The sequence below is a fragment of the Paeniglutamicibacter sp. ZC-3 genome, assembly GCF_025847175.2.
GTDB lineage: Bacteria > Actinomycetota > Actinomycetes > Actinomycetales > Micrococcaceae > Paeniglutamicibacter > Paeniglutamicibacter sulfureus.
In genome coordinates this window covers 643,935-669,392 of sequence record NZ_JAOYTG010000001.1, presented here as the reverse complement: position 1 = coordinate 669,392, position 25,458 = coordinate 643,935, and the positions used below count along the sequence as shown (strand labels likewise).

The window sequence follows — 25,458 nt, the reverse complement described above, 5'->3', positions numbered from 1 at the left end:
GTCGTCCCTACTTCTCCGCGAGCCGTTGCGCCGTTCGCTCGAGGTGCTGGGCGAGGATCGCACGAGCGCGATCGAGGTCGCCGTCCTCGATCGCCTCTACGAGGTGGCCGTGCTCCTCGACGCCCTTGAGGCCCATATGCGGGGCGATGGTCTTCGCCACGCGGAGGGAGGAGATGAGGGGCCCGTGGAAGCTGTGCATCAACGCTTCGATGGCTGGGTTGTGCGTGCATGCCGCGAGTCGCACGTGGAACGCGGCGGACATGTCCGTGGAGGAGGCGCCGTCGGCCTTCGCCTCGGCCACGAGGTCGTGGAGGGCGGCGATGTCCTCCGCTGTTGCCCGCTCGAGGACCAGGGGGAGGATTCCGAGCTCGAATATTTGGCGGGCCTCCGTTGTGGCACTCGCTGTGATTGGCGAGAGGGTCAGGAGGTGCGCGAGGTTCTCTCCCACGAGTTCTGGCGAGGGGGAGGTCAAGAACGACCCGCCGCGTGCGCCGAGGTTTACCTGGATCAATCCCGTCGCTTCGAGAACGCGGAGCGCCTCGCGAACCGTGACGCGGCTGACCCCAAGCTGTTGGCAGAATTCGCGTTCGTTCGGCAGGCGGTCGCCCGGCTTCAGGTTGCCGTCCCTGATTAGCTGCTTGATCTGCTCGACGATGACGTGATAAGCGCGGTCCACATTTACCTGGCTGAAAAGCTGTGTGGGTGGCGGGCTTAGGGGGGTTCCGGACAATGCCGTCTCCTGTCATTCGGATGCGTCGAGATCAATCGATGATCGCGGTGCGGGTGCACATAGCTAGGATACCGGGCTGTTGACGAAAGGGTAAATGGTGGTATGGTCCTTCCATTGAGAATATGAGTCCGATCACACCGATGTGTTCGGGCAGGGAATCGCAGGCGATGCCCTGCGAATCAAAACGAAGTGAAGGGCGTTCGATGGTGTCAGCGACACGAAGGCGGGTCTTAAGACCGCTCCCTCGAGAAGTCGTGGGTAGCGTGGGCTTGCACGCTATGCACAGTGCGTGCACAAGGAGGCGTCTCGCATGATCGACGCGATCACAAGTGGTCTGGACCAGGTGCTCCAGTGGGAGACCCTGGGTCTGATGCTCATCGGAATGCTCATCGGATTCGTCGTGGGGATCCTGCCGGGACTCGGAGGCGCCGTGGCGCTCGCCCTCCTGCTTCCATTCACCTTCGCGATGGAGCCGGTTCAGGGGCTCGTGTTCCTCCTGAGCATGTGGATCGTGACGGGGACAGCCGGCGACATCACCTCCGTACTGTTCGGCATCCCGGGCGAAGCCACGTCGGCGGCCGCGGTGCTCGACGGCTACCCGATGACGAAGAGGGGGCAAGGGGGACGCGCACTTGGAATCGTACTCACCAGCTCCGCTATGGGCATCGTCTTCGGTGCGATCGTCCTCGGTGTTTTCATCACCGTGATCCGCCCCCTCGTGCTGCTGCTGGGACCGCCCGAGTTCTTCATGCTTGTGCTCCTGGGTTTGGCATTCGTGGTGACGCTCGCCGGCAAGAACCTAGCGAAGGGGATGGCGATGGTGGCCTTCGGCCTCCTCGTTTCCTACGTCGGATCAGACCCCTCTGCGGGCCTGCCACGGTTCACCTTCGACCAGATGTATCTCTGGAGCGGCATTGCGCTGATCCCTGTTGTCGTGGGTCTCTTCGGTGGCGCCGAGGTGCTCCAGTTGATGCTGACCCGGTCCTCCATCGCCAACGGACCGCTCGGCGATACCAAGCTCACCGGCACGATGCGTGGAGTGACTGACGCCCTCCGCCATTGGCCCGTGGTAATCCGTTCGTCATCGATCGGCGTGGTTATCGGAATGCTCCCCGGTCTCGGCGGCACTGTCGCGCAGTGGATCTCGTACGGGCAGGCGCGCCAGACTTCCAAGAACCCCGAGCAATTCGGCAAGGGCGCCGTCGATGGGCTCGTCGCGGCGGGGGCGACGAACAACGCGAAAGACGCAGGTTCGCTCATACCCACGATCGCGTTCGGAATCCCCGGCGGGGCGGCCACAGCGGTCCTGCTCGGCGGATTCCTCGTTCTCGGAGTCAAACCGGGTCAGGAAATGCTGACCACGCAGCTGGGCATCACATTTTCGATGGTGTGGACGGTCATTATCGCCGGGATTCTCGGAGTCGTTTTCGCGTTCGCGCTCGTTCGCCCGCTCGCAGCCATGACGAAGATCAGCGGCCCAGTTATCACACCGATTCTGTTCATGTTCATCGTGATCGGTGCCTATACAGCCAACAACAGCTGGGGTGACCTGCTGGTCATGCTCGGGGCCTCAGTGCTCGGCGTGGTGTGTCTGCGGTGGGACTGGCCGCGCGTGCCGTTCCTGCTCGCGCTCGTGCTCGGAAAACTTCTTGAGCAGTACTTGAACCTCTCCAACACATTGTTCGGCGCCGAATGGCTCACCCGTCCGGGCGTCCTCATCGTCGGCCTGGCCGTCCTCGCGACGCTGTTCCTCAGCATTCGCTCGGTGCACCGCGACCACCGCGCACGCCTTGCCGATGAGACGGTCCCGGGGCCCCGCACCCGTGCAATGCAAACGATTGGAAGGAAGAAATGACGGCCCCATCGACGAAGCGGTCCGCGATGCCGGACCTTGTCATCTCGTGTGTGGTTCTTGTCATCTGCAGCGGGGCGCTCGTCACGAGCGTCACCTATCCGCCCGCGGTGTCGCTGCTGCTGCCCCGGCTGGCTGCGGGCCTCGGCCTGCTGTGCGCAGCCTGGCTGCTCGTCAGCAAGTCGATCGCGCTGGCGCGGCAGCGTGGGGAGACCGGGACTGACAGGACCGCCGGCCCCGCCGAGGAGCAGGCAGCGATGCTCAACGAGTCCGCAGAAGACAACGACGAGATTGATCCGAACGACGCGGAGTACGTCCTGTCGCACACCTCGCGGCGCGTGTGGCTGACGACGCTCGGTTTCATCGCCGGGTTCTTCTTGGTTCTCTACCTGTGCGGGCTGTTCGTCGCCGCGGCCGCGCTGTCCCTCGTATACCTGATGGCAATTGGCAAGAAGACCTGGATTTTCTCGCTCATATACACAGTGGTCCTGACTGGGCTGCTGTGGGTCCTCATGCGCTGGGTAACGTACATCCCCAGCCCCCCAGGAGCCTTGCTTCCCGGAGGATGACCTCCACCTCAAAACCCGGCATAAGTACCAAGGAAGGTATGTTCATGTTTCAAAATAAATCTCGCATCGCCCGTGTCGCCCTGGGGGCGAGTGTGATCGGCGCTCTCGCACTGACCGGATGCACGGCACCCGGTCAGGAGCGATCAACTTCCAGCGCGGCTGCGGCCGAAAGCTGCTCATCCTTCAAGGGAAAGACCATCGAGCTCGTGATCCCATACAACGCCGGAGGAGGGTACGATGTGCTCTCACGTGTCATCATCCCCGGCATCGAGAACGCGCTGGATGCCAAGGTGATCCCCATGAACAAGCCCGGCGCGGGCGGCCTGCTCGCAATCAATCAGCTCACCACGGCCCCTGCCGACGGCAGCCAGATCGCCATCGTCAATGGAACGGGCGCGGCCGCCGCGATCCTTGCAGGCGCCCAAGGGCCGGAATTCGGATTCGACGACCTCAGCTACATCGGACGCGTTGCCGTTGATGACCTGGTCGTCACCACCAATGCTGACAGCGACTACCAGACGTGGGAAGACGTCATGAAAAGCGATGGATTCAGGTTCGGATCAACCGGCCGCGGGTCCTCCGATTACATCGTAGCCAACGCGCTAATCAAGGCATTCGACCTGAAGAACGCCGAGGTCGTCGTAGGATTCAACAGCCAGGCCGAAACCGACCTTGCCCTCATCCAGGGCAACGTGGACGCGATCGCAGGTCCGCTGGACAGCCGCCGCACGAGCATCGAGAACGGTGAGACGATCGTCCCGCTGTCGTTCGCGGACGAGGCACCGGCGGTTGCCCCCGACGCCACCGTGTTCAGCGAGCTCGACCTCTCTGCGGATGCGGAGGAAATCATCAATGGCATCAAACTGCTCACAGAGTACGGCCGCCCGCTGGTCGCGCCGGCGGGCATGGATGAGCAGACGCGCGGCTGCCTGCAGGACGCGCTCGCAGCGGCAGTGGAGGACCCCGAGGTCCTCGAGCAGGCCGAGAAGATGCAGCGCGAACTGTCCTACCTCTCGGGCGAGGAACTCGCGAACGACGTCGTCCCGGCCTTCGACGAACTGCCGGCGAACTTCATCGACGTGCTCAAAGCATCGTACTGACTCGTTCGCGCACATAACCACCGGGGCCTTCGTCTCCGCGAACAACTTGCGGAGACGAAGGCCCCTTTTTCTTTGTGCGACCGGGAGGTCGTGAGAACGGGCATGAGACATGACGTCAGTGCAGGACAGCACGGCCCCCACGCCGCGGCGGGAGGACATCCTCTCCCAGACGACTATTCTTCTGTTCTCCGTCACGCTCGGAATGGCGACAGTCGTCGTCCCGCTCGTGGCCACGGCAGCCGGGTACCAGTTAGGGGCTGTGGGATTCCTCGTCGGAGTGTCCGCCATCACGCAAATCATCGCGAGAGCAGGAATGGGCGCGCTGATGGATCGCTTCAGCACGCGGACCTTCGTCCTCGTCGCGCTGATTTTGTTGGCGTCCTCGTGCGTGATCCTCGGCGTGACCGATGAGCTGTGGGCGTTCGTCGCCTCGCAACTCCTCCAGGGGGCCGCCCGCGCGTACTTCTTCACGGGCATGCAGACGCACGTGATCCGTGCATCGAGACCGGCGGTGTCCGCTCTAGCCATCATGAATGTGACAAACGGCGTCGGATTGCTCATCGGCCCCCTCCTCGCAGGAATCATCGGCGCCTCGTCGCTCTCTTTCGCACTCTTCATCGCCGCAGGCATCGCAGGACCGGGTGTCTTGAGTTGTGCATTCCTCATCCGATACGAACCGTTCGCGAAGCCGCGCACGGAAACCGCCGAGAAAGCAGTTCCTATGTGGCGGCGCGATGGAGTGACGACGGCTGGATGGATGGGCGCGACGGCCGGCGCGTGGCGGGGCATCCTGAACTCGTATCTGCCCGTTCTCTTGACCGAGGCGGGGCACTCCATCCCGGTCGTTGGCGCGATGATGACGCTGGCGAACCTCGCGGCGCTGGCCGGTTCCGCGGTCGCGAGGTCAGTTCGTCGAGCAGGAGTGAGGCTGTCGGCTGTCCTCGGCGCGGCCCTCGCAGTCGGAGGGGTGGCGTTGATGGTGTTCATGACGCCCCACCTTGTGCTGGCCGGTGCGTTCCTGTTCATCTCGGGGATGGGAGCGGGGATCCTGCAGACGCTTGGCCCAGCGCTCGCCACGGAGGCCGTCGGGTTGGAGGAACGCGGGCGTGCCATCGCCTCGGTCGGCACGTTCCGTGCCATTTCACTTCTTGTCACGCCAATGGGCATCGGCGCTCTGATCTTCTTTGTTCCTTCCGCAGCAGTTGCGACTGCGATCGTCGCTGTCGCCGTCGGGATCCCCGCGATGGCGACGAGGGACGGCACGAGAAGAAAACCCTGACCCGAACAAGCAATCATCAGCGTCGCGTGGACTTGGTGCGACACTGCCCCGGACCGCGTGGCAGCGTTGGGGCTCCACGCCCAAATCCATACCGGTCAGTCTCAGCCAAGATGATCGAAAAGCCATCCGTGCTCTCAAGAGCTCAGTCAGTCAACAAGCGCAGGAAAATCCCCTTCATTGAGACGGCATGTGCGATGCTTTTGGACGACCAAGAGGAAGTCGACTACTGCTTTGGGCTTCTCAGTAAACAAGAGAAAGAAGATATGCGGAGCTGGCCCCTTTGGAGCCTCCGGGTACCGAATATAGCTTGACAGAGAATTTAGGAGGAGCTGCATCTCATCGGCTCAGAAGTTGGGCTAGTTGGTTTCGTCCGGGAGCGCATCGAGGGCCGCGGTGAGTTGGTCCTCGGCAGGGACCAGCGCGCGGTCGGCGGCGGTGAGTTGGTCGTAGGTGTAGGCGGCGACGGCCATGGGAGAGGTGGAGCGCCCCAGCGCGTAGCGCACGGTGTGGTCGTTCTTGCTGCCGCAAATGAGGATGCCCACGGTGGGGGAGTGGGCTGTGCGGCGGAGTTTGTCATCCACCAGTGCCACGTAGAAGTTCAGTTTGCCGGCGAACTCGGGCTGGAACTGCCCGGTCTTGAGCTCGATGACGAAATAGCGCAGCTGCTCGACGTGGAAGAACAGCAGGTCCACGTAAAAATCGTCCCCCTCCACCTCAAGGTGCACCTGTCGTCCGACGAAGGCGAACCCGGGTCCCATTTCGCGCAGGGTCTCCACGATACGGTCCATGAGGGCCTGTTCCAGGTCGCGTTCGGCTACTTCGCCGGAAAGCCCGAGAAACTCGAAGGCGTAGGGGTCCTTGGCGACCTGTTGCGCCAACTCCGAATCGGCGGCCGCCAGGTGCTGGGTGAAATTTGACGGCGCGGTCCCAGTGCGCTGCATTGAGCGGTTCATCATCATGTTCAGCAGGCGTAGTCTCCGGGATGCGGAAGCAATTCGGCTGCGGTCATTCCTCCACCTTATCCAAGCCTGTGGGTTCCGCCTGGGCACGAGCTGAGGGGCGCGTCCCGCCACCAACGATCGGGGGCGTGGATCGGCAGCCAGCCACAAGCCGACTACGTATGTGCGGTTATCGGCGATTGACCGAGAATACTTGGTAGACCAGCCCTTCACAACGTGAAGGGCTATCACGCGTCGGAGCTCTTGGTTTCCCAATCGATATCGAATTCCCTGCTGGGGCCACGTGCGTATCGGCTGGCTCGCGCGTCGATCTTTTCGATTGCATGAGTGAGCCCCCAGGATGGGGGAATCGTGGGCTTCGCCCGTCACTATGGGTTCTGGCGCGACCCGGAAATTCCGGACGGCGAGGACGGTGAGTGGCGGATGAGCACGACGATCCTCACCCGACCGGCAGCCGATGCCCTGGGCCACATCCACGACCGCACCCCGGTGATCGTGCCTGCCGACCTGCAGGCGGACTGGCTGGATCCCGGACTCTCCGACAAGACGGAAATCCGTTCACTGTTGGATGCCATTCCGGATCCCGAGATCCTGCCGCGTGAAGTCGGCAAGCCCGTGGGAAATGTGCGCAACAACGGGCCGGGACTCGTCGAACCCATGGGCGATCGCTAGCTTTCGCCGCCGGCGTCTCGCTGTCCATCTTCATCTACTGGGGCTTGGATGTCACGCTGACCTTGAATGAGGAGCCCAAGGACCCGGAAAAGACTGCGGGGCGTGCCGCGACCATGAACATCCTGGTGATAGCGCTGCTGTACATGTTGTTGGCCCTGGAGGTGCTGGCCTAGGACGGAGTCGGAAGAGGTTCAACGGGGCGTCTTGGGCAAATCCGGCCCAAATTCGCTCCCACCGGCGGGCGGCGTAGGTGTTTCTTTTGTCCCGTTTCCGTCGTCGGCGGGGTCGGCACCTTCTTCGGCCTCGGCCTCGGCCATGGCCGCCTCGCTGAAGGGGACGGCTGCCTGCAGCCCCGTCGCTCCGCGAACCGGGCCGGGCCGGCGCTGGCGCAGCGGGTCGCGGCGCAGGTCAGCGTACAGTGCCACGCAGAGCCCGATGATGATCAGCACAAACGGGCTGGCGGCCAGGATGGTGAAAGTCTGCAGGGCAGCGAGCCCGCCGACGGCCAGCAGGACCGCGGCCACCGCACCGGTGAGTACAGCCCAGAAGATCACCAGCGGCTTCCAGGGGTGCTTGCTGCCGCGTGTGGACAAGGTCCCCAGCACCAGGGCGCCGGCATCGGCGCCGCTGATGAAGAAGACGGCGGTCAGAACCATGACCACCAGCGCCGCCCCGATGAAGAACGGATAGTTCTGCAGGGCTGCGAAGAACCCCGCCGCCTCGCTGCCGGTGCCGGCGATGTCCACGCCGTTCAGCTGCAGGTTTATGCCGGCCCCGCCGAAGATGACAAACCACACCATGCTGACGGCGGTGGGCACCAGCAGCACGCCCAGGACGAATTCCCGGATGGTGCGACCGCGGGAAATCCGGGCGATGAAAGTGCCAACAAACGGGGTCCAGGAGATCCACCAGGCCCAATAGAAGATGGTCCAACTGGCCAGCCAGTCACTGCCGCCGAAGACGGCCGAATGGAAACTCATCGGGACCAGCTCGGTCAGGTAGGCACCGATGGCAGAGGGCAGCAGATCCAGGATGAAGAGCGTGGGGCCGGCCACGAAAACGAACACCAGCAGGACTCCGGCCAGGACCATATTGGTGTTGCTCAGCCATTTAATGCCCTTGGAGATGCCGCTGGCGGCGGAGAGCACCACGCCGACCGTTAGCACGCAGATCACGATAATCGGCACCGCGGCCGAGGGGTCTTCCTCGAACTCGCCGGTGCGCAGCAGCGCGAGGCCCGCTGCGATCTGCAGCGACCCGAGACCGAGCGAGGTGGCGGTACCGAATTTGGTGCAGATGATGGCCAGGATGTCGATGGGCTTGCCCCAGCCCCTCTTTTCGATGCGTTCCTTGCCGAACAGGGACTGGAACGGGGCGCTCATCAGGTTGCCGCGGCCCATCCGGTAGGTGGAATAGGCCAGCGCCAGCCCGACGACAGAATAAATCGCCCAGGGATGCAGACCCCAGTGGAACATCGTGTAGGCCATGGCAGTGCTGGCGGCCTCCGGGCTGCCGGGCGCGACGTCGACAAAGGGCGGCGGGGAAGCCAGATGGGTGACGGGTTCGTACACGCCGTAGAACATCAACCCGATCCCCATGCCGGCGCTGAACATCATGGCGACCCAGGAGAGAGTGCTGAATTCTGTCGCTTCGCCTTCATTGGAAAGTGGGATCCGTCCGTAGCGGCCGAAGGCCAGGACCAGGGAAAAGACGACGAATCCGGAGGCACCCAGGATGAACAGCCAGCCGAAAGTATTGGTGATCCAGGACAGGGCCGCCGCGGCGCCGTCCCCGACGGCATCCGTGAAGAACACGCCCAGCAGGATGAGCACCACAATGAGTCCGGCTGAGACGCCGAAGACCGTCTTGTCAACGCTCGCCCAGCCCTGGGTCGGCGGCAATGATGCGGGTTCGCCCACCCGCTCCTCCAGGTCTTGGTCGCTTGAATGATGTTTCATCGAACTCCTCACCAACTGGCGGCCAATGCCGGGTCATTGTGCGGTCCGCCGTCCGGGAGGATGGCTAGTTGTTCGCCGCATGGCCTTCGTCAGTATAGTTGCAGACATGAGTGAGAGCGAAGAATCCCTAGCCCCGGAGCCCGCCGGCTACACCCGGAATGGAGACGACGGACATACCGAATTCGGCGGCCACGGCCGCGTGGCCAAGCGAGACGCAAGGGTTGTCGCCTTTGCGGAGTGCGATGAAGCCAACGCATCCATCAGCGTCGCCGTTGCCATGGGCGGTCTGCCAATCAACCTGACATCTATGCTGGTGAGCGTGCAGAACGATCTTTTCGATCTTGCGGCGGACCTCTCTGTCCCGTTATCCCGACAGGAGCCGGCGCGGGCAAGGATGGTCCAGGGGCATATCGACCGGCTGGAACGTGCCACGCAGCATTTCGACGCGGATTCCGAGGACGTCAGCGGCACAGTGCTCCCCGGCGGCACTGCAGGGGCGGCGCTGCTGTATATGTCCCGGGCCGTGGTCCGGCGCGCCGAGCGGGCGGTCTGGATCGCCGTCGAGGAGTATCCGGATGCGGTCAATCCGTTGACCGCCCGCTATCTGAACCGCTTGTCGTCCATGCTGTTCGTCCTGGCGCGGGGGGCTAATGCCGAGCACGGGGACATCGTGTGGATCCCGGAGGCATCGGTGCAGCCGGTCGACACCGACACTGACGACGCCGCCGCCCAAGGCCCCGGCACGTAGAGGGTGAGGGCGCGGCGCGGCTGCTGCCATTCATCCGGCTCTGTCCACGCCTGCACCACCGGGAATGCTCCGCAGTCCAGGACGTGCAGTGCCCCATGCGTCTCGAGTTGCAGGGCCGCGGGCTCCGCCCGAGCTCAAAGCCGGCCTCGTCCCATGGTGCGGGCGCCTCCGTGGGACGCGGCCAAACGGCTTTCGCGCACAGTTGGATTCAAATGTTGCGGAGCAATGCCCATTCGTCAGGCCAGAGTGGTAATCCCAATTTCATTCAGGGCGCTCCGCACCGCGAGGCGCCCGTCGGCATCCAGGCTTCTTACCGGCATGGGCAGGTTTCCCGGCTTCACCAATCCGAGATCCTCGGCCACTGCCGAAGCGACCCGGAAACTCCCGTATCGGGCCATCTGCGCCCACAGGGGTTCCATGGCCATCGACAGCGATCGAGCCTTTTCCACGTCGCCGGACGTGGCGGCGCGCGTGATCGCCAGGCAATGCTCCGGCAGGATCCCCGCCATCACGCTGTACCAGGCATCACATCCGGCCAGTAGTCCATTGGCGGCCGCGCCGTCACCGCTGACGCCGATCGTTACATGCCCGGGCACCAGCGCCCGGAGGGCAGCGACACGTTCCGCAGCTTCGGCCGGATTGGCAGACACAGGTGGAATCTTGATGGATGCCACGGCCTTGAGCTGCGCAATCCGGCCGTGCAGCTCATCGCTGAAATTCACGCGTGTGGTACCGGGGTTGTCGTAGACAACCAAGGGCACCGAAAGGTTCGCCGAGACATCCTCATAAAGCCCGAACACCTCGTCCTCGGTGAGTGGCTGATACGTCATCGGTGCCAGCAACACGGCGTCCGCTCCGGCGCTCTGGGCATCTTCCACATTGCGCAGCACCTCCCGGGTGCCCAGCGCGCCAACACCGACGATCACCGGAACGCCGCCGGCGCACTGAACGGCCAGGGATGCCGCGCGGGCCCGCTCGCTCCGGTCGAGATAGGCATAGCTGCCGGTGGAACCGAGGGCACCGATCGAATCGACACCTGCGGACGCGAGTCGGCCAATAGTGGATTCGAAGGCGCGCTCGTCAATGCCGGTGGCGGTAAGTGGCGTCAAGGGAAAAGCGCTCAGGCCGGTGAACTTCATGAGGGTCCTTCCACAAGGAAAATGGGGGCAGCAACATGACGAAGCCTATCTTGGCACTGTCGGTCCCACGGAGGTTCGGTGTTGTGAGTCCTCTCGGCTGCTGGCGATTCCGAGGCCCTGTCCAGCGACATTGGCACCGTTGGCAGGAAATACCGCGCCAGTTAGGCTGGCTCCATGCGTGAGCGGACGCGGCGCTTGGCCGCCCTGGGGCTTGACTACGTGGTCATCTTGGCTTGGATGATCGTTCTCGGCGTGGTTTCAACTGTCGTTTTCCTGATCCGCGGGGAACTGCCCGACACCCTGGGAACCATTGGCCCGCTCGGCAGTCAGCTGGTCTATTTTTTGCTTCTCACGTTCGTAGTCGGCGTCTACCTGTACAGGACCGAGTCCGGGCCGCACCATGCGACCTGGGGCAAGCGCAAGCTGGGGTTGGAGGTGAGGGCCGCAGACGGTGCGGCGCCGAACCGCACGAAAATCCTGTTGAGAACCATCGTGAAGTTGCTGCCGTGGGAAGGCGCCCACTTTTTCGTGTGGCAAATGATGTACGTGTACTACCGCGAAGGCTATGAGGCAACGCCGCCGGCATGGGTCGTCGTGGGACTGAACGCGGTAACGGTCGCGGCGCTTCTCTACATCGTGCTGGTGTTTGTCACCGGACGTGGACCGCACGACGCGGCGGCTGGAACCCGGGTCCAGTTGCGCAGGGTGCCAGCTTCCTGAGGAAAGCGTCAGCCCTGGACGGTCGATCCACGGACCATGAGCGTGCTCTCCAGGGTGACTTGTTGGGTCTCCAGGTCCTCGCCCGCGATGAGTCGCAGCAACTGTTCGGCGGCCCGCCGGCCCAGCAGTTCGCCGGGCAGGTTGACGCTGGTCAGGCCGGGGGAGCTGGTGGTCGAATAGGGCAGGTCATCAAAGCCTGTCACCGCGAGTTCGCCGGGAATCGAGATGCCGGCGGCCCGCGCTTCCTGCAGCACGCCATAGGCGTGGGTGTCGGTTGCGCAGACCACCGCGCTCACCCCCAGCTTTTTCCACTGCGGCCAGGCCTCGGCGAAGGCATTGGCGGCCAGGCCGACATTGATGGTCGCGGCGATCCGCGCTCCCTCGGGGACTTCCATGCCCAGGGCGCCCGCGGCCTCGAGGAAGGCGATGCGGCGAACCTCAAAGGTGGTGGTTCCGGTGGTGCCGTCGATGTAGGCCACCTTTTTGTGGCCGGTGGCGGCCAAGTGCTCGGCCAGGAGCCGTCCGCCCTGGGCGACATCGAGGTTCACGGCCGGGACCTCGGGCCCGAGGCCGGGGGCATCAAGCAGTACCAGGGGACCTGGCGCCGAAAGTTCCTCGAGGAAGGAGGGGTCCGGGGCGTCGACCAGGAGCCCTGCCGGGCGCAGGCCCAGCAGGCGGCGAGTGTCATCGGCGCTGGGCAGTTGGCCGGCATCGGTGACCGAGAGCAGCAGTTGGAATTCGGAGCCCAGCGCGGCGCGGACCCCGGCAATAACCGTGGCAAAGAAAGGGTTGGAGATGTCGGGCGCCACCATGATGACGGTATTGCTCACACCCCTGGCCAGCGAACTGCCGATCCCGTCGACCACGTAGCCAAGTTCCCGGATGGCCTCGCGGACCTTGGCCTCGTTCCCAGGCGAAACCCGGCCGCTGGCCTTGCCATTGGCAACCAGGGAAACCGTGGCAGTTGAGACCCCCGCGCGTTCTGCCACCATCGCGGCCGTGACCCGTCGCCGGTTGATTGCCGTGGCGCGCGGCTTTTGGGTCGAATGCATGGCCTTAATCTTAGTCGAGCGGCAGCAGTCGGGACCCGTCGAAAGTCAAGCGTTTGACTAGGGCATATTCGCCGCCGCAGTTAAGCGTTTGACGTAAGCTGCCCCAGGGTGCCAGAATTTCGGGGAAACAGCATTTCCTTTCCGCGGCCGCAAACCCCGGTAAGTTATCCCCGAAGATGTGGAGAAAACCATGGGCGCACCCCTCGCTTCAACCGAACCGCGGAAGATCATCCTCGACTGCGATCCCGGGCACGACGACGCCGTTGCGATCCTGCTGGCACACGGCAGCCCCGCAATCGAACTGCTTGCCGTCACCACCGTGGTCGGCAACCAGACCCTGGCCAAGGTCACCAAGAACGCACTCGCGACCGGGACCATCGCCGGGATCACCGGGGTTCCCTTCGCCGCCGGCTGCGACCGCCCGCTGGTGCGCACCATCGAAAACGCGCCCGACATCCACGGCGAATCCGGCATGGACGGCCCCCTCCAGCCCGAATCCGCCATCGAGCTGGACCCCCGCCACGCCGTTGACCTGATCATCGACACGATCATGGCCCACGAGCCGGGCACCGTCACCTTGGTACCCACCGGCGGACTGACCAATATCGCCATGGCCGCCCGCAAGGAGCCGCGCATCGTCGAGCGCGTAAAGGAAGTCGTGCTGATGGGCGGCGGCTACCACGTGGGCAACTGGAGCGCCGTGGCCGAATTCAACATCATCATCGACCCCGAGGCCGCGCACATCGTCTTCAACGAGAAGTGGCCTGTCGTCATGGTCGGACTCGACCTGACCCACCAGGCGCTGGCCACCGACGAGGTCGTCGCCCAGATCGAGGCAGTGGGCACCGGCCCGGCCAAGTTCGTGCGCGAACTCATGGACTTCTTCAAGGCAACCTACAAGGACGCCCAGGGCTTCGACTTCCCGCCGGTCCACGACCCCTGCGCCGTGGCGTACGTCATCGACCCGACCATCGTCACCACCCGCAAGGTGCCGGTGAACATCGAACTGACGGGCACCTTGACCCTGGGCATGACGGTGGCCGACTTCCGCGCCCCGGCCCCCGCCGACTGCCACACCTCCGTCGCCGTGGACCTTGACCACGAGCGCTTCTGGAACCTGGTGACCGACGCGCTGGTGCGCATCGGCGACGTTGAGCTCGCAAGCGCATGAGCACCCTGACCGAAAAAGCCACCGGCACCCGCGGCGGCGCCGCGGCGCTGACCGCCGCCCTGCTCACCGCCTGCGTGGCGTTCCAGCTCAACGCCTCCATGCTCAGCCCTGCGCTGGTCACCATGGGCGAGGAGCTGGGAACCGACCAGGCGGCCATCGGCCTGTCCCAGACTTGGTTCTTCACGACCGCCGCGCTGTTCTCCCTCTTCCTGCCCCGCCTTTCCGACGTGGTGGGCCGCAAGCGCATCCTGGTCATCATGATGCTGCTGACCGCCGTCGGCTCCGTCGTCGCGGCCCTGGCCCCGAACATCGAATGGCTCTTCGTTGGCCGCATCGTCCAGGGCATCTCCGGTCCCACGGTTCCGCTCTGCCTGTTGATGCTGCGAAGCGCGGTGCCCAACCCGCGCCGCTACGGCACCCTCATGGGCCTGATCCTTGCCGTCAACGGCGGGGTCGCCGGCGTCGATTCCTTCCTCGGCGGCTACCTGGCCGAGAACCATGGATTCCGTTCCATCTTCTGGTTCATGGTGGTGCTGGCCGTCCTTGCAGCGGCTGCCGTGGCGCTGCTGACGCGCGAGTCCAAGCCGCAAGCCGGCACCAAGATGGACTGGCTCGGCGTGTTCTTCATCGTCGTTGCCGTCGGCGCCCTGCTGACCGCCCTGAACGAGGCCGCCAAACTGGTCAGCGGCATCGACCCGGCCACCGTGATCACCTCGCTGGTGCTGCTGGCCCTGGCCGCCGCCGCCTTCTACGGCTTCTGGGCCACCGAGAAGCGCGTGGCCGAGCCCATGGTGCAGCTCGAGCACCTGCGCCAGCGCGCCACCTGGGCGCCGCTGCTGACCACGGTGCTGACCATGACCGGCATTTTCGCCGTCATCAACGGCATCGTCCCCGCCTACGTGCAGGCAGCGGGCCCCGGCTTCGGGGTCGGTCCCACCCAGACCGCGCTGCTGATTCTCACCCCCTACGCGTTGCTCGGATGGGTCTTCGGGCCCATCAGCGGACGCCTGGCCCCCGTGTGGGGCTATAACAAGGTGCTGCGCATCGGCATGATCGGCTCCGTCGCCGCGCTGCTGCTGATCGTGTTCTTCGGCATGGACTCGCTGCCCATGATGGTTGCCGGCACCGCGCTGCTGGGCATCATGTACGCGGGCACCGCCAACATCATGCTCAACGGCCTGGGCGTGGTGCTTTCGCCCAAGGGCAACCCCGGCTTCCTGCCGGGCATGAATGCGGGCGCCTTCAACCTGGGCGCCGGGCTGAGCTTCCTGGTGTTGCCCGCGGTGCTCGTGGGAACCTCGTCCCTGGGCGACCGCGCCTCCTACGTGACGGTGGTGGTGGTCGGCCTGGTCATCACCGTGGCGGCCTTCGCCGCCTCGTTGCTGATCCCCAAACCCGTCGACGCAGAGGTGAAGTAAATGCAGACCCAAGCCCAGGGGCAAGAGCCCGGCCGGATCGTGGTGGTCGGCTCGCTGAACGCCGACCTGACCATCTACACCCAGCGCCTGCCGTCCCCGGGGGAGACCCTGCACGGCGAGGGCTTCACGGTGAACCCCGGCGGCAAGAGCGCCAACCAGGCCGTGGCCGCCGGCCTCCTGGGCGGCAACGTGTCCCTGGTGGGCGCCGTGGGCCGGGACGCCAACGGGCAGATGCTGCTTGACTCCTGCGCCGCGGCCAACGTGGACGTCAGCCAGGTCCGCCGTGCCGACGGCGTGGAGACCGGGGTCGCCGTGGTCACCGTGGATGCGCACGGGGAGAACAGCATCGTCATTTCCGCCGGAGCCAACGGGACCCTGTCCCCGGCCGACGTCGAGGCCGCCGGCTCCACCTTCGATGGCGCCGCAGTGCTTTGCCTGTGCCTGGAGGTCGGCCTGGACACCGTAGAGGCAGCGGCCCGCGCCGGGGCCGACGCCGGCGCGAGGGTGCTGCTGAACCTGTCCCCGTACGCCCCGATCCCGGCCAGCCTGGCAAGGCTCTCCAATGTGTTGCTGGTCAACGCGCACGAGGCCTCGCAGTTCCTTGACGGGGAGCAAATTCCGGATCCCGACGCCGAGGCCTCGGCCTGGGAGCCGGTGCTGGAGCTCCTGGTGGCACGCGGGCTGCCAAGCGCAGTGGTGACCCTCGGTGCCCAGGGCTCCGTGGTGCTGGACTCGACCGCGGCAGCGCAGAAGCGCATTGTCCGCATCCATCCCACCCGCGTGGACGCGGTGGACACCACCGGTGCCGGCGACGCCTTTACCGGCGGGCTTGCCGCACGCCTGGCCGCCGGAGACGCGCTGGCCGACGCGGCAGCCTTTGCCTCGGTGGGCGCCGCACTGGCAGCCACCAAGAAGGGCACGCAGGCCGCCTACCCGGATGCCGCCGCGGTCAACGCCAGACTGAAGGGCTAGGGGGGCCCGGTTTGTCCCCGATCCCCGGGGGACAAACCCGGGTTCATTCAACGCCAGATCCCTCCCGGACCTTTCCCCGGGAGGGATCTGGCGTCCGAGCGTTGCGGCAGGTGCTCAGTCCAGGGATAACATCGTCGGTTCACCTTGGTTCGGATACGTCAGGGTGAAGGTGACCGGACGCCCCGCTCCGCCACATTTGAGGGGCCCGAGCAACCCCGCTCTTCCCGCCCAGCTCAGCGCAACGGAGTTGCCCCGTCGCCCAGAGTGATGGTGTCGCGCTCTCGCACTCCCTCGAAGCTGTACTCGCCCCAGCGTACCGACTGCGACTGCTCGTGATCCACGGAATTCCAGTCCTAGCCGAGCACGGCTGGGGAGTCGGCGCCGCATTGCGGCGGGTAGGACTCCATGACGGTCGTGCAGAACACCGGCCCGTTCCCGTTGTCCAACACCATGCCGGCGAAAGACCTCTCGGCGGCAGGTGAAAGTGCGATGAGCAGCGCGAGTACCGCAAGCACGAGTGCCACCGGTGTCATGAGATATCGTTCCGGCTTGGATCGGGAGATCGCATTCATCACCACGCCGAGGGCGAGGTAGGCGAACACGACCCAGATGCCAATCCGGGAGAAGCCTTCCGGAAAAACGTCCAGCATCCCGGCACGGTCCAGCGCGAGCACCGCGATGAATCCGTAGACCAGGATGGAGAACGCAGAGGCGATCCGGAAGCCGGTCGGCAGTGTTCCGGGGTGTCGCCCGCCCCACGCGAACCGTCCCCACGGGGCACCGAGCGCCAGGGCAAGCTGGAAGAGGGCCAGCATGGCAAGCACGGCGACGAAAACGACGGCGGTGGTCATGGACGGAAGCCTACTCTGCTCCGGCGAACAGCGGATGTCGGGTGACGACCGGCGATCTTTACGGGCATCCCCGGGTGCCCAGTGCAGGAAATCAACGGGTACCGGCACGGATGTTGCGCGTCATGCCCGCGGCGTACCGTTGCAGCCATGATCGACCCCACTGACGTGCCCCGGCGCAGTGCCCGCTACGGAAGCCAGACGCCGCACCTACCTTTTCGCACTCAAGAAGCCGGCGGCGCAGTGCCGCCGGAGCTCGGCGTCGCCCGCCGGATCGCTGTTCGGGGACACCGTGTCGTGATGCTCGCCGATGATTCCATGCAGGAGCAGGCAACCGGAACAGGAGTCACCTTCCGCTCTCGGAGCGAGCTACCGGAAGGCCGCGGTGCGGCTAGGTGGGGCAATCGAGCGCGACGCCGCCAACGGCGCACTCCTGCTTGACGAGGTGGAATGGTGATTCCCAGTGGCGGATCGGGCGCGCGTTGGACGACGATGTGCCAGCCGATTTGTATTTCTCGTACAAAGATGCGACAGTTAAAGGTCCCCTTGAGGTTTGCCAGAAGAGCGTGAGCAGCGGAATTTTCCGCACGGCCGCTCGTATAGCAGTGCAAACACTTGGGCGGAACGGACAGTTGGGCCGGGATGAATTTGTCAGGGCCGGATGCAGCGCTGAAGGTAGCGACAGCAAATCCCCCGTACCCATGCTCTGCAGCCTGAACCGAAAACGGGCCGCGCGATTCGATGATGCACGCCTGCCAGAAATCTTTGCTGACAGGCCCCTGCACGTCGCTTCGGATGTCGATTGCACGTTGGAGTTGGCCGGTCAGTGGACCGGTGGATCAACGAGGATTGTTCGAAATTCGGCATGCCCTTCCATCGAGGTGGAGTGCATGCAATAGCACCACTAGGAATGTGCCAACTGTTCGACGCCTCCCGGCGTCGAACACGGCGCGTCCGGCGGTGAATAAAGCGCGGCACGCCCGTCGATCTGCCGCCCTGTCGTGAATGACCGACCACTATGACACCAGGTCATGAAGAGCTGGTCATTGCGGCCTTCACGATGATTCGGCCTACTATGTGCGCTGTCCTTCGCCATGGTCGCGCGCTACCGGAAGGCCCACATGCGGCATCAGGAACCAACCGCAGACCACAGAGGAATCTGGCTGGCACGAGAATGAATTGTCCTGGTCTATGAATAGGGAAACGGGGGCGTCTGCCATTGATTTGGCCGGTGCGCCCGTTTGTCGTTGGTCCGGCCGAGCGAAGAACTGGGGATCAAGCAGCCGGGCCGGGATGCCCGAACCAGCGACCCGGTCCGTGATGACCATGGCCTCGCGGCACCCCAACTACCCCCACCCATTTCCGGCGCCCCTCGATCCTGCCAGGGTATCCGGGAGGTTTGCTGCCGGGTGCCAGTCACCGCAAATACTGACCGCCTCACCGAGCCAGCCAACGGTTCGGCGCATCGAAGGCGCAAAGTGGCCCAAATGTGACGCGATCACCGACTAAAGTGGCGCGAATGACACGAAGCAGCGCGTGTGTGTCACACATCTTCAGGAAGGGCAGCCGTGCACGATCGGATCCAATACCCCAAGTTTCTCGACCTTCGAATGCCGGCCGAACAGGCCGCGGCCTTGGTCAAGCCCGGCATGACGGTGGCCATGAGCGGCTTCACCGGCGCCGGCTACCCGAAAGCCGTCCCGGGAGCGCTCGCCGCCCTCATGGAAAAGGAACAGGCCTCGGGGAATCCGTTCAAGATCAACGTGCTCACCGGGGCTTCGACGGCCCCGGAGCTTGACGGGGTGCTCGCCCGGGCCGGGGGCATGGATCTGCGCCTGCCCTACATGTCGGATCCGGAGCTGCGCCGGCGCATCAACGACGGCGAGATGGAATACATGGACATCCACCTCTCCCACGTGGCCCAGCACGCCTGGTTCGGCTTCTACGGCAAGATCGACCTGGCGATCATCGAGGTGGTGGGCATCAAGGAGGACGGCAGCCTGATCCCGTCCTCTTCGGTGGGCAACAACAAGACCTGGCTGGACATGGCCGACAAGGTCATCATCGAGGTCAACAGCCAGCAGTCCGCCGCCATGGAGGGCATGCACGACATCTACTACGGCACCGCGCTGCCGCCGCACCGCAAGCCCATCGAGATGACCACCGCCGACCAGCGCATCGGCGAGCCCTACCTGCGCGTGGACCCGGCCAAGATCGTCGCCGTGGTTGAAACCAACGCCCCTGACCGGCTGAGCCCCTTTGCCCCGGTCGATGCGACCAGCACGCAGATCGCCGACCACCTGCTGGACTTCCTTGACCACGAGATCAGGGCGGGGCGCCTGACCGACAAGCTGCTGCCGCTGCAATCGGGCGTGGGAAACATCGCCAATGCGGTGCTCGCCGGGCTGGCGCGCGGAGGCTACGAGGGCCTGCAGGCCTACACCGAGGTCATCCAGGACGGCATGCTGTCCCTCCTCAAGGACGGGACCCTGGGCTTCGCCTCGGCAACCTCCTTCTCTCTGTCCTCCGACGGCATCGACGAGTTCAACAGGCACGTGGACTTCTACCGCGAGCGCATCCTGCTGCGCCCGCAGGAAATCTCCAACCACCCCGAGCTCGTGCGCCGGCTGGGCTGCATCGCCCTGAACGGGATGATCGAGGCCGACATCTACGGCAACGTGAATTCCACCAATGTGGTCGGCTCGCACGTCATGAACGGCATCGGCGGCTCGGGCGACTTCGCCCGCAATGGCTACCTCTCGGTGTTCATGTCACCGTCGGTCGCCAAGGGCGGCAAGATCTCCGGCATCGTGCCGATGGCCAGCCACGTGGACCATACTGAGCACGACACCATGATCCTGATTACCGAACAGGGACTGGCCGACCTGCGCGGGCTCTCGCCCAAGCAGCGTGCCCAGGTGGTCATCGACAAGTGCGCGGCACCGGCATACCGCCCTATGCTGCAGGACTACTTCGACCGCGCCAAAATGGGCAGCTACGGCAAGCACACACCGCACCTGCTCGGAGAGTCGTTGTCCTGGCACCAGCGCTACATCGACACCGGCGACATGCGTCCGGCAGCGGCGGAAGCATAGGGTCCGGCAACCCAGTGGAGCCCGTTTTGCACGCCTTTGGGGTGGGCAAAACGGGCTCCATGCTTTATGCGGGCACGGGGTTTCCCTGGTCGGGGCCAAAACCAAGCGGCTCTGCCCGGTTCAGGCCTTGGGGAAGCACGGTGTTCGGCTGGGCCGGGACCAGCGGGGTCAATCCCATGCCGGTGCGGTGCCAAGAGGACTCCGTGGATACCCAGATCGTCATGGGCAGTCCGGTGAAGTAACCGGTGTATTCGCGTTCGCGCGCCCATCGGGACGAGCGCTCGTAGTAGCCCCATGAAGCCTGGTTGCGGTTGTCGATCACGGTGATCGGGGTGCCACCCATGGACAATGCGTAGGTCAGCCGTGATTCGGCCATGTACTGGCGGATGCCCAGCCTGCGATAGGCGGGGTGCACGAACATGCCACCAAGCTCCATGGGGCGCGGTGCATGGGTCGGTGCGGTGACGGAATTGTGTACGATTCCGAGGCCAACCCGGATACCCTCGTGCAGCGCGGTGACCACAAACAGGGCATGGTCCATGCGTTCGTGCCAGCGCGCGTCAGGGTTCAGGGCGAGCGCGGAGAGGGCATCGCGTTCGATGCCGGTGGGCGCGGAGTAAGACAGGGAATACTCGATGTTGGGAAGCACTGGGAGCGGTCCTCTAAGCAAAAAGAGAGCGAACGAAAGAAGGGGTTCCCGGAATTACGCCGGGCCGGTTCTTTGGCCGGTAGGGGACCGCTGCCGGCGGTTCCCGGCAGCTTCCTTGTAGGGCCCAGTTTGGGCGTCGAAGAAGTCGACAGTGAAATTATTACCTGCCGAAAGCCATGTTGTAAATACGGCTTGGGCGCGACGCGCCGGTTGCCCCGAAACGTCCTCCGCACGGCGTGGTTTCAAGCGTCGAAAATCACCGCGATTCCGGGGGTTTTGACGGGTTCGCTGAGTGGTTCGTTCGCCAGCATTTCACCTGTGTATTTGATGCCCGGGCGTGGCGCGAAAACCGAAGGCTTGCAGCCGGTGGGGCGAGCGGGTCGCAGGTCGGGGAGCGCCGTTGGATTTGATGTCGATTTGGCGTGCACCGCGGTGCTCGGCTAATCTTGCTAGGTACTCCTTTGGGAGACGCAGCGCGGTTCTTTAGCTCAGTTGGTTAGAGCGCTCGCTTCACACGCGAGAGGTCAGCAGTTCGAGTCTGCTAAGAACCACCAACGGAAAAGAACCCCCGGAAAACCGGGGGTTCTTTTCGTTAAGCATGGTGCGCGCTTCCGCGGGAAGCCACGGCCCCCTACTTTGCCTCGAGCATCTCCAGGACCAGGGGCTTGACCTTGGTCCCCAGCAATTCGATGCTTCGCATCATGGTCTCGTGCGGCAACGAGCCGGCAGAGTATTTGATGTCGGCACGCGAAAGGCCAAGCCCGCTCGCAAAGCGGACAATCTTCTGGGCCACGGTCTCCGGGCTGCCGGCCAGCAGTGATCCGTCGCGGCCCGCCGAGGCCTCGAAACGCATGCGGCTCGCCGGCGGCCAGCCGCGCTCGGAGCCCAACCGGTCCATGGTGAGCTTGTAGTGCGGCCACAGCTGGTCCAGTGCCTCTTGGTCGCTGTCGGCCACCAGGCCGTGGAAGTGCGCACCGATGCGCTGGGGCTGGTGTCCGAATTCCTCTAGCGATCGCTTGTAGAGCCGGGTCAGCGGCTCGAAGGCCATGGGCTGCCCGCCAATGATAGCCAGGAACAGCGGCAGGCCGTGCCGTGCCGCACGGACTACCGATTCGGGGCTGCCGCCCACGCCCACCCAGGCGTCCAGGGTGCCGTTTTCAATCGGCGGGTAGACCGACTGGTTCCGCAGCGCGGAGCGGGTCTGACCGGACCAGCTGACAGGTTCGCCCTTGCGCAGCTTGGCGAAGAGCGCGAGCTTCTCCTCGAAGAGCAGCTCATAGTCGGAAAGCTCGTAACCAAAGAGCGGGAAGGACTCGATGAAGGAGCCGCGCCCCAGGATGACCTCTGCACGTCCGTTGGACAGGCCATCGACGGTTGCAAAGCGTTCGTAGACGCGCACCGGGTCATCCGAGCTCAACACGGTTACGGCGGATCCTAGCTTGATCCTTTCGGTCACCGAGGCGATGGCGCCCAGGACCACCTCGGGGGCGGAGACCGAGTAGTCGTCGCGGTGGTGTTCGCCCACCCCAAAGAAGTCGAGTCCGGCGGCCTCGGCGGCCTTGGCCTCGGCGACCACGTTGCGCAGGACCTGGGCCGGGTGGAGCGGTTGGCCATTGGCGTCGTCGGTGATGTCGCCGAAGGTCTCGATGCCGATCTCGAATTGCTGTGTATTCGCGGTGGATTCACTCATGATTTCCCGTGTTTCTCCTGTCGTGAGTTATATGCGTTTGCATTCATTGTGGCTCAACTCCGGAATCCTTGCGGATATTCCCGGGGTCCGGCGTCGCACTGTGTCCAATCAGTCAAATGTGAGTTGCGTGGCCAGTGGATCAATGGGCCATAAGGCGGCGGTATGGTGGGTGAAGCAAGCGCAAACGACAGGAGGAAGCGTGTCTTCAGGTAAGGGGCCGGACGCCACCGCCCCGGCGTCACCGGGCGAGGATCCCAACCCGCAGGTCTCAAGCATTCGCCGTGTCGAAGCGGGGGAAATGACCCATATTGCCCAGGCCCTGAAGGACGCTGCCGCGCACGCCAAGAACTCCCCGCTGTTCCCCCACCTTGACACGCCGGCAACCGGCAAACCGGCAACCGGCACGCCGGCCGTCGCGCCGGCGCCCACGAAGCCCGTTCCCAAACAGGCGGGCAAGCCCTCGGGAAGGCCGGCCGCCAAGCGGGTCGGAGGCCCCAGGCCGCCCAAGGCGCCCAAGCCTGCCAAGCCCACGAAGCGGCCGCGGCCCACCACGCTGGCCCAGGACGCCATCAACGCCAAGACCGGCCAGGTGGGCATCACCTCCACGGGTGCCCCGGCGCTGCCGCCGCGCGCGAACCCTGCAGCCAAGCGCATGATTTCGCGTTTGCTGGCCTCCGACACCCCGCCCACCCAGGCGTTCAACATCGTCGAGCGGCTCAAGGGAACCCCCTATGCCAACCCGAAGGTCAATGCCGCACAGGACGCCTCGGCGCGCAAGACCCTGGAATTCGCCCTGGACCTTGCTGAAACCATGTTCCGCTACGGTGCCGGCGCCTTGGAAGTGGAAACCAGCGTCATTGCCGTGACCGCGGCCCTCGGGCTCAGCTACACGGACGTCGACATCACCAACCAGTCGATCCACTTGAACTTTTCCCCGCCGGAGGGTGAGTCGTTTTCGATGCTGCGCGTGGTGCGCTCCTGGACCAACAACTTTGCCGGGTTGGCGGAGGTGCATCGGCTGGTTTCCGACATCGTCTCCGGAGGCGTGACCCGGCAGCAGTCGGTGGACCGGCTGCGGGAGATCTCGCGTCGGCCCAAGCCCTTCCCGCGCTGGATGATCGGCTCGGCCGCCGGCGCCTTTGCTGCCTTCTTCGTGATCTTCATCGGCGGCTCCCTGCCCGGGGCGATCCTGGCCTTCGTCTCCTCGTTGGCTGTCGGACAGATCATCAAGTACGCGGCACGCTGGCGCGTGCCCGAGTTTTTCTCGATTGCCACCGCAAGCTTTGTCGTCACGGCCATCGCGGTGCTCTTCCACGCCCTGAATGCGCCCATGGACGCGGCGTTGGTGGTCGCCGGCGGCATCCTGCTGTTGTTGCCCTCGGCCCGGTTTGTCTCCGCCCTGCAGGATGCCATCAACGGGTTCCCCGTCACCGCCGCCGGACGGTTTTTCTCCGCTGCACTGACCTATGCCGCGATCCTGACGGGGATCATGACGGCACTGGTCGGCGGCGAGCTACTGGGCGCCCCGGAGCTGGACGTGCGGGTCATCGACACGATTTCCTATCCCGGCTGGTTGCTGGCGGCCTTGGTCGTTGCGGCGGTCATCATGGGCGCGATCACCGAGCAATCGGAACCTAAGCTCCTGCTGCCCACCGGCGGCATCGCCCTGCTCGGCTACCTGATCCTGCTGGGGATCCAGGCCCTGGGCGTGGGAGACCGGGCCGCGCCGGCCGTCGCGGCGACCTTCGTCGGCCTGGCCGGGCGCTGGGTGGCCTACAAGATGGGTGCTCCGCAGCTGGTGCTGGCCGCCCCCGCCATCGTGTTCCTGCTGCCCGGGTTGATGATCTTCCGTTCCATGTACGGGATCGTCTTTGACGTCGACGACATGAACTCGGCCATCGTGCAGATGTTCACCGCGTTCACCATCATGATGGCGATTGCCGGGGGTGTGGTCTTCGGCGACACCATCGCCCGCCCGCTGATCGGTGCCGAGGTGCTGGCGGAGCGCCGAAACATCCGCCGCCGCTAGCCGCGCGGGACCACCAGAGGCAGTGCCCAGTCGATGGGCGCGCCGCCAGCCTGCACCAACAGCGCGTTTGCCCGGGTGAAGGGCCTGGAGCCGAAAAACCCGTGCCGCGCCGAAAGGGGCGAGGGATGGGCCGAGGCAATGATGGGGATCGAGCCCAGCGCCGGCGCCAGCGCCTGGGCGTCCTTGCCCCACAGGATCGCCACCAGCGGCCCCCCGCGTGCCGCCAGCGCCGCCATGGCGGCATCGGTGACGGACTCCCAGCCAAGCCGTCGGTGCGAACCCGCGGCACCCGCAGCCACCGTCAACACCCGGTTCAACAGCATCACGCCCTGGTTTGCCCAGGCGGAGAGGTCGCCGTGTGCCGGGATCGGCAGGCCGGTGTCCTCGTGCAGCTCGAGGTAGATGTTCTTCAGGCTGCGTGGCAACGGGCGCACCTGGGGCAGGGCGGAAAAGCTCAGCCCCATGGAATGGCCGGGCGTGGGGTAAGGGTCCTGGCCCATGACCAACACCCGGGCCTCGGCCAACGGGCGGCTGAAGGCGCGCAGGATGTTCGGCGGTGCGGGCAGGATGCGCTCGCCGGAGGCGCGCCTGGCTTCGAGTTCCTTGGCGAGGGACACCAGCTTTCCCTCCACCGGGGCAAGCGCCTCTGCCCAGTCGGCGGCAACGAATCCGCCGTCCACCGCCTCGGCGAGTCCTTGGCCGAAGGGGAAAACAGTGGTGTCGGGTTGCGGCTCGGGGAGCTCGAAGAGCGGCGTCTCATGGGTGTCCATGACATACATTGTGGGCAGATGCCAAGCCGAGAGGGCAA

At 64.9% G+C, this 25,458-nt stretch carries 20 protein-coding genes, 1 tRNA gene and 2 pseudogenes; 14 read left to right on the top strand and 9 right to left on the bottom strand.

Annotated features, from left to right (window positions below):
- Window positions 1-7 precede the first annotated feature (7 nt).
- Window positions 8-676: a FadR/GntR family transcriptional regulator gene (locus tag OIU93_RS02985; RefSeq protein WP_264268557.1), complete on the bottom strand. Its 669-nt coding sequence runs from the start codon at window positions 674-676 to the stop codon at window positions 8-10.
- A gap of 364 nt (window positions 677-1,040) precedes the next feature.
- On the opposite strand from OIU93_RS02985, the gene OIU93_RS02980 reads away from it, so the two are divergent.
- From OIU93_RS02980 to OIU93_RS02965, 4 genes are all read left to right on the top strand, one after another.
- Entirely contained in the window at window positions 1,041-2,585 is a 1,545-nt protein-coding gene (locus OIU93_RS02980) for a tripartite tricarboxylate transporter permease (RefSeq protein WP_264268556.1), read from the top strand.
- A complete protein-coding gene (locus OIU93_RS02975; RefSeq protein WP_264268555.1) occupies window positions 2,582-3,151 on the top strand; it encodes a tripartite tricarboxylate transporter TctB family protein in 570 nt (189 codons plus the stop codon). The genes OIU93_RS02980 and OIU93_RS02975 overlap by 4 nt, the downstream gene beginning before the upstream one ends.
- 44 nt (window positions 3,152-3,195) lie before the next feature.
- Complete coding sequence (locus OIU93_RS02970; RefSeq protein ID WP_264268554.1) at window positions 3,196-4,251, top strand: tripartite tricarboxylate transporter substrate binding protein; 1,056 nt, start codon at window positions 3,196-3,198, stop codon at window positions 4,249-4,251.
- Between the two features lie 109 nt (window positions 4,252-4,360).
- Window positions 4,361-5,530 (top strand): MFS transporter, encoded by a 1,170-nt coding sequence (locus tag OIU93_RS02965; RefSeq protein WP_264268553.1) that lies wholly within the window; start codon window positions 4,361-4,363, stop codon window positions 5,528-5,530.
- 356 nt (window positions 5,531-5,886) lie between these two features.
- Here the strand turns inward: OIU93_RS02965 and OIU93_RS02960 are convergent.
- Window positions 5,887-6,498 (bottom strand): annotated as a pseudogene (locus OIU93_RS02960) (PDDEXK nuclease domain-containing protein); the annotation flags it as partial.
- 318 nt (window positions 6,499-6,816) lie between these two features.
- On the opposite strand from OIU93_RS02960, the gene OIU93_RS02955 reads away from it, so the two are divergent.
- Window positions 6,817-7,161 carry an SOS response-associated peptidase gene (locus OIU93_RS02955; protein WP_264268552.1) on the top strand — a complete coding sequence of 115 codons (345 nt, stop codon included), beginning with the start codon at window positions 6,817-6,819 and terminating at the stop codon, window positions 7,159-7,161.
- Window positions 7,161-7,331, top strand: a pseudogene (locus tag OIU93_RS02950) (amino acid transporter); the annotation flags it as partial. The gene OIU93_RS02955 and the pseudogene OIU93_RS02950, both read left to right, overlap by 1 nt.
- Before the next feature lie 21 nt (window positions 7,332-7,352).
- Here OIU93_RS02950 and OIU93_RS02945 read toward each other — a convergent pair.
- Window positions 7,353-9,119 carry a BCCT family transporter gene (locus tag OIU93_RS02945; RefSeq protein ID WP_264268551.1) on the bottom strand — a complete coding sequence of 589 codons (1,767 nt, stop codon included), beginning with the start codon at window positions 9,117-9,119 and terminating at the stop codon, window positions 7,353-7,355.
- Window positions 9,120-9,225: 106 nt separating this feature from the next.
- Here OIU93_RS02945 and OIU93_RS02940 point away from each other — a divergent pair, with 106 nt between their 5' ends.
- Window positions 9,226-9,867: a cob(I)yrinic acid a,c-diamide adenosyltransferase gene (locus OIU93_RS02940; RefSeq protein WP_264268550.1), complete on the top strand. Its 642-nt coding sequence runs from the start codon at window positions 9,226-9,228 to the stop codon at window positions 9,865-9,867.
- Window positions 9,868-10,103: 236 nt separating this feature from the next.
- Here the strand turns inward: OIU93_RS02940 and OIU93_RS02935 are convergent, their stop codons facing one another.
- A complete protein-coding gene (locus OIU93_RS02935; RefSeq protein ID WP_264268549.1) occupies window positions 10,104-11,006 on the bottom strand; it encodes a dihydrodipicolinate synthase family protein in 903 nt (300 codons plus the stop codon).
- Window positions 11,007-11,180: 174 nt separating this feature from the next.
- Here OIU93_RS02935 and OIU93_RS02930 point away from each other — a divergent pair, with 174 nt between their 5' ends.
- Window positions 11,181-11,726 carry an RDD family protein gene (locus tag OIU93_RS02930; protein WP_264268548.1) on the top strand — a complete coding sequence of 182 codons (546 nt, stop codon included), beginning with the start codon at window positions 11,181-11,183 and terminating at the stop codon, window positions 11,724-11,726.
- 8 nt (window positions 11,727-11,734) lie between these two features.
- Here the strand turns inward: OIU93_RS02930 and OIU93_RS02925 are convergent, their stop codons facing one another.
- Window positions 11,735-12,778, bottom strand: coding sequence for a LacI family DNA-binding transcriptional regulator (locus tag OIU93_RS02925; protein WP_264268547.1), 1,044 nt, complete (start codon window positions 12,776-12,778; stop codon window positions 11,735-11,737).
- A gap of 190 nt (window positions 12,779-12,968) precedes the next feature.
- Between OIU93_RS02925 and OIU93_RS02920 the strand changes: the two genes are divergently transcribed.
- The 3 genes from OIU93_RS02920 to OIU93_RS02910 are packed head-to-tail and all read left to right on the top strand — an operon-like array spanning window position 12,969 to window position 16,339.
- A complete protein-coding gene (locus tag OIU93_RS02920; RefSeq protein WP_264268546.1) occupies window positions 12,969-13,949 on the top strand; it encodes a nucleoside hydrolase in 981 nt (326 codons plus the stop codon).
- Window positions 13,946-15,367 (top strand): MFS transporter, encoded by a 1,422-nt coding sequence (locus OIU93_RS02915; RefSeq protein ID WP_264268545.1) that lies wholly within the window; start codon window positions 13,946-13,948, stop codon window positions 15,365-15,367. Before OIU93_RS02920 ends, OIU93_RS02915 begins: the two co-directional genes overlap by 4 nt.
- Entirely contained in the window at window positions 15,368-16,339 is a 972-nt protein-coding gene (locus OIU93_RS02910; RefSeq protein ID WP_264268544.1) for a ribokinase, read from the top strand.
- Between the two features lie 353 nt (window positions 16,340-16,692).
- On the opposite strand, the gene OIU93_RS02905 is transcribed toward OIU93_RS02910, so the two are convergent.
- The gene (locus OIU93_RS02905) at window positions 16,693-17,190 is read right to left on the bottom strand and encodes a hypothetical protein (RefSeq protein ID WP_372342855.1); all 498 of its coding nucleotides are present in this window, start codon (window positions 17,188-17,190) and stop codon (window positions 16,693-16,695) included.
- Window positions 17,191-18,797: 1,607 nt separating this feature from the next.
- On the opposite strand from OIU93_RS02905, the gene OIU93_RS02900 reads away from it, so the two are divergent.
- Window positions 18,798-20,282 (top strand): acetyl-CoA hydrolase/transferase family protein, encoded by a 1,485-nt coding sequence (locus tag OIU93_RS02900; protein ID WP_264268624.1) that lies wholly within the window; start codon window positions 18,798-18,800, stop codon window positions 20,280-20,282.
- A 64-nt stretch (window positions 20,283-20,346) separates the two neighbouring features.
- On the opposite strand, the gene OIU93_RS02895 is transcribed toward OIU93_RS02900, so the two are convergent.
- On the bottom strand, window positions 20,347-20,931 hold the full coding sequence (locus OIU93_RS02895; protein ID WP_264268543.1) for a GNAT family N-acetyltransferase: 585 nt from the start codon (window positions 20,929-20,931) through the stop codon (window positions 20,347-20,349).
- A gap of 477 nt (window positions 20,932-21,408) precedes the next feature.
- Here OIU93_RS02895 and OIU93_RS02890 point away from each other — a divergent pair.
- Window positions 21,409-21,485, top strand: a tRNA-Val gene (locus tag OIU93_RS02890).
- 77 nt (window positions 21,486-21,562) lie between these two features.
- Here OIU93_RS02890 and OIU93_RS02885 read toward each other — a convergent pair.
- Window positions 21,563-22,621 carry an LLM class flavin-dependent oxidoreductase gene (locus OIU93_RS02885; protein ID WP_264268542.1) on the bottom strand — a complete coding sequence of 353 codons (1,059 nt, stop codon included), beginning with the start codon at window positions 22,619-22,621 and terminating at the stop codon, window positions 21,563-21,565.
- A 199-nt stretch (window positions 22,622-22,820) separates the two neighbouring features.
- On the opposite strand from OIU93_RS02885, the gene OIU93_RS02880 reads away from it, so the two are divergent.
- On the top strand, window positions 22,821-24,650 hold the full coding sequence (locus OIU93_RS02880; protein WP_264268541.1) for a threonine/serine exporter family protein: 1,830 nt from the start codon (window positions 22,821-22,823) through the stop codon (window positions 24,648-24,650).
- Here OIU93_RS02880 and OIU93_RS02875 read toward each other — a convergent pair.
- Window positions 24,647-25,420 (bottom strand): uracil-DNA glycosylase, encoded by a 774-nt coding sequence (locus OIU93_RS02875; protein WP_264268540.1) that lies wholly within the window; start codon window positions 25,418-25,420, stop codon window positions 24,647-24,649. The genes OIU93_RS02880 and OIU93_RS02875 overlap by 4 nt on opposite strands.
- Window positions 25,421-25,458 lie beyond the last annotated feature (38 nt).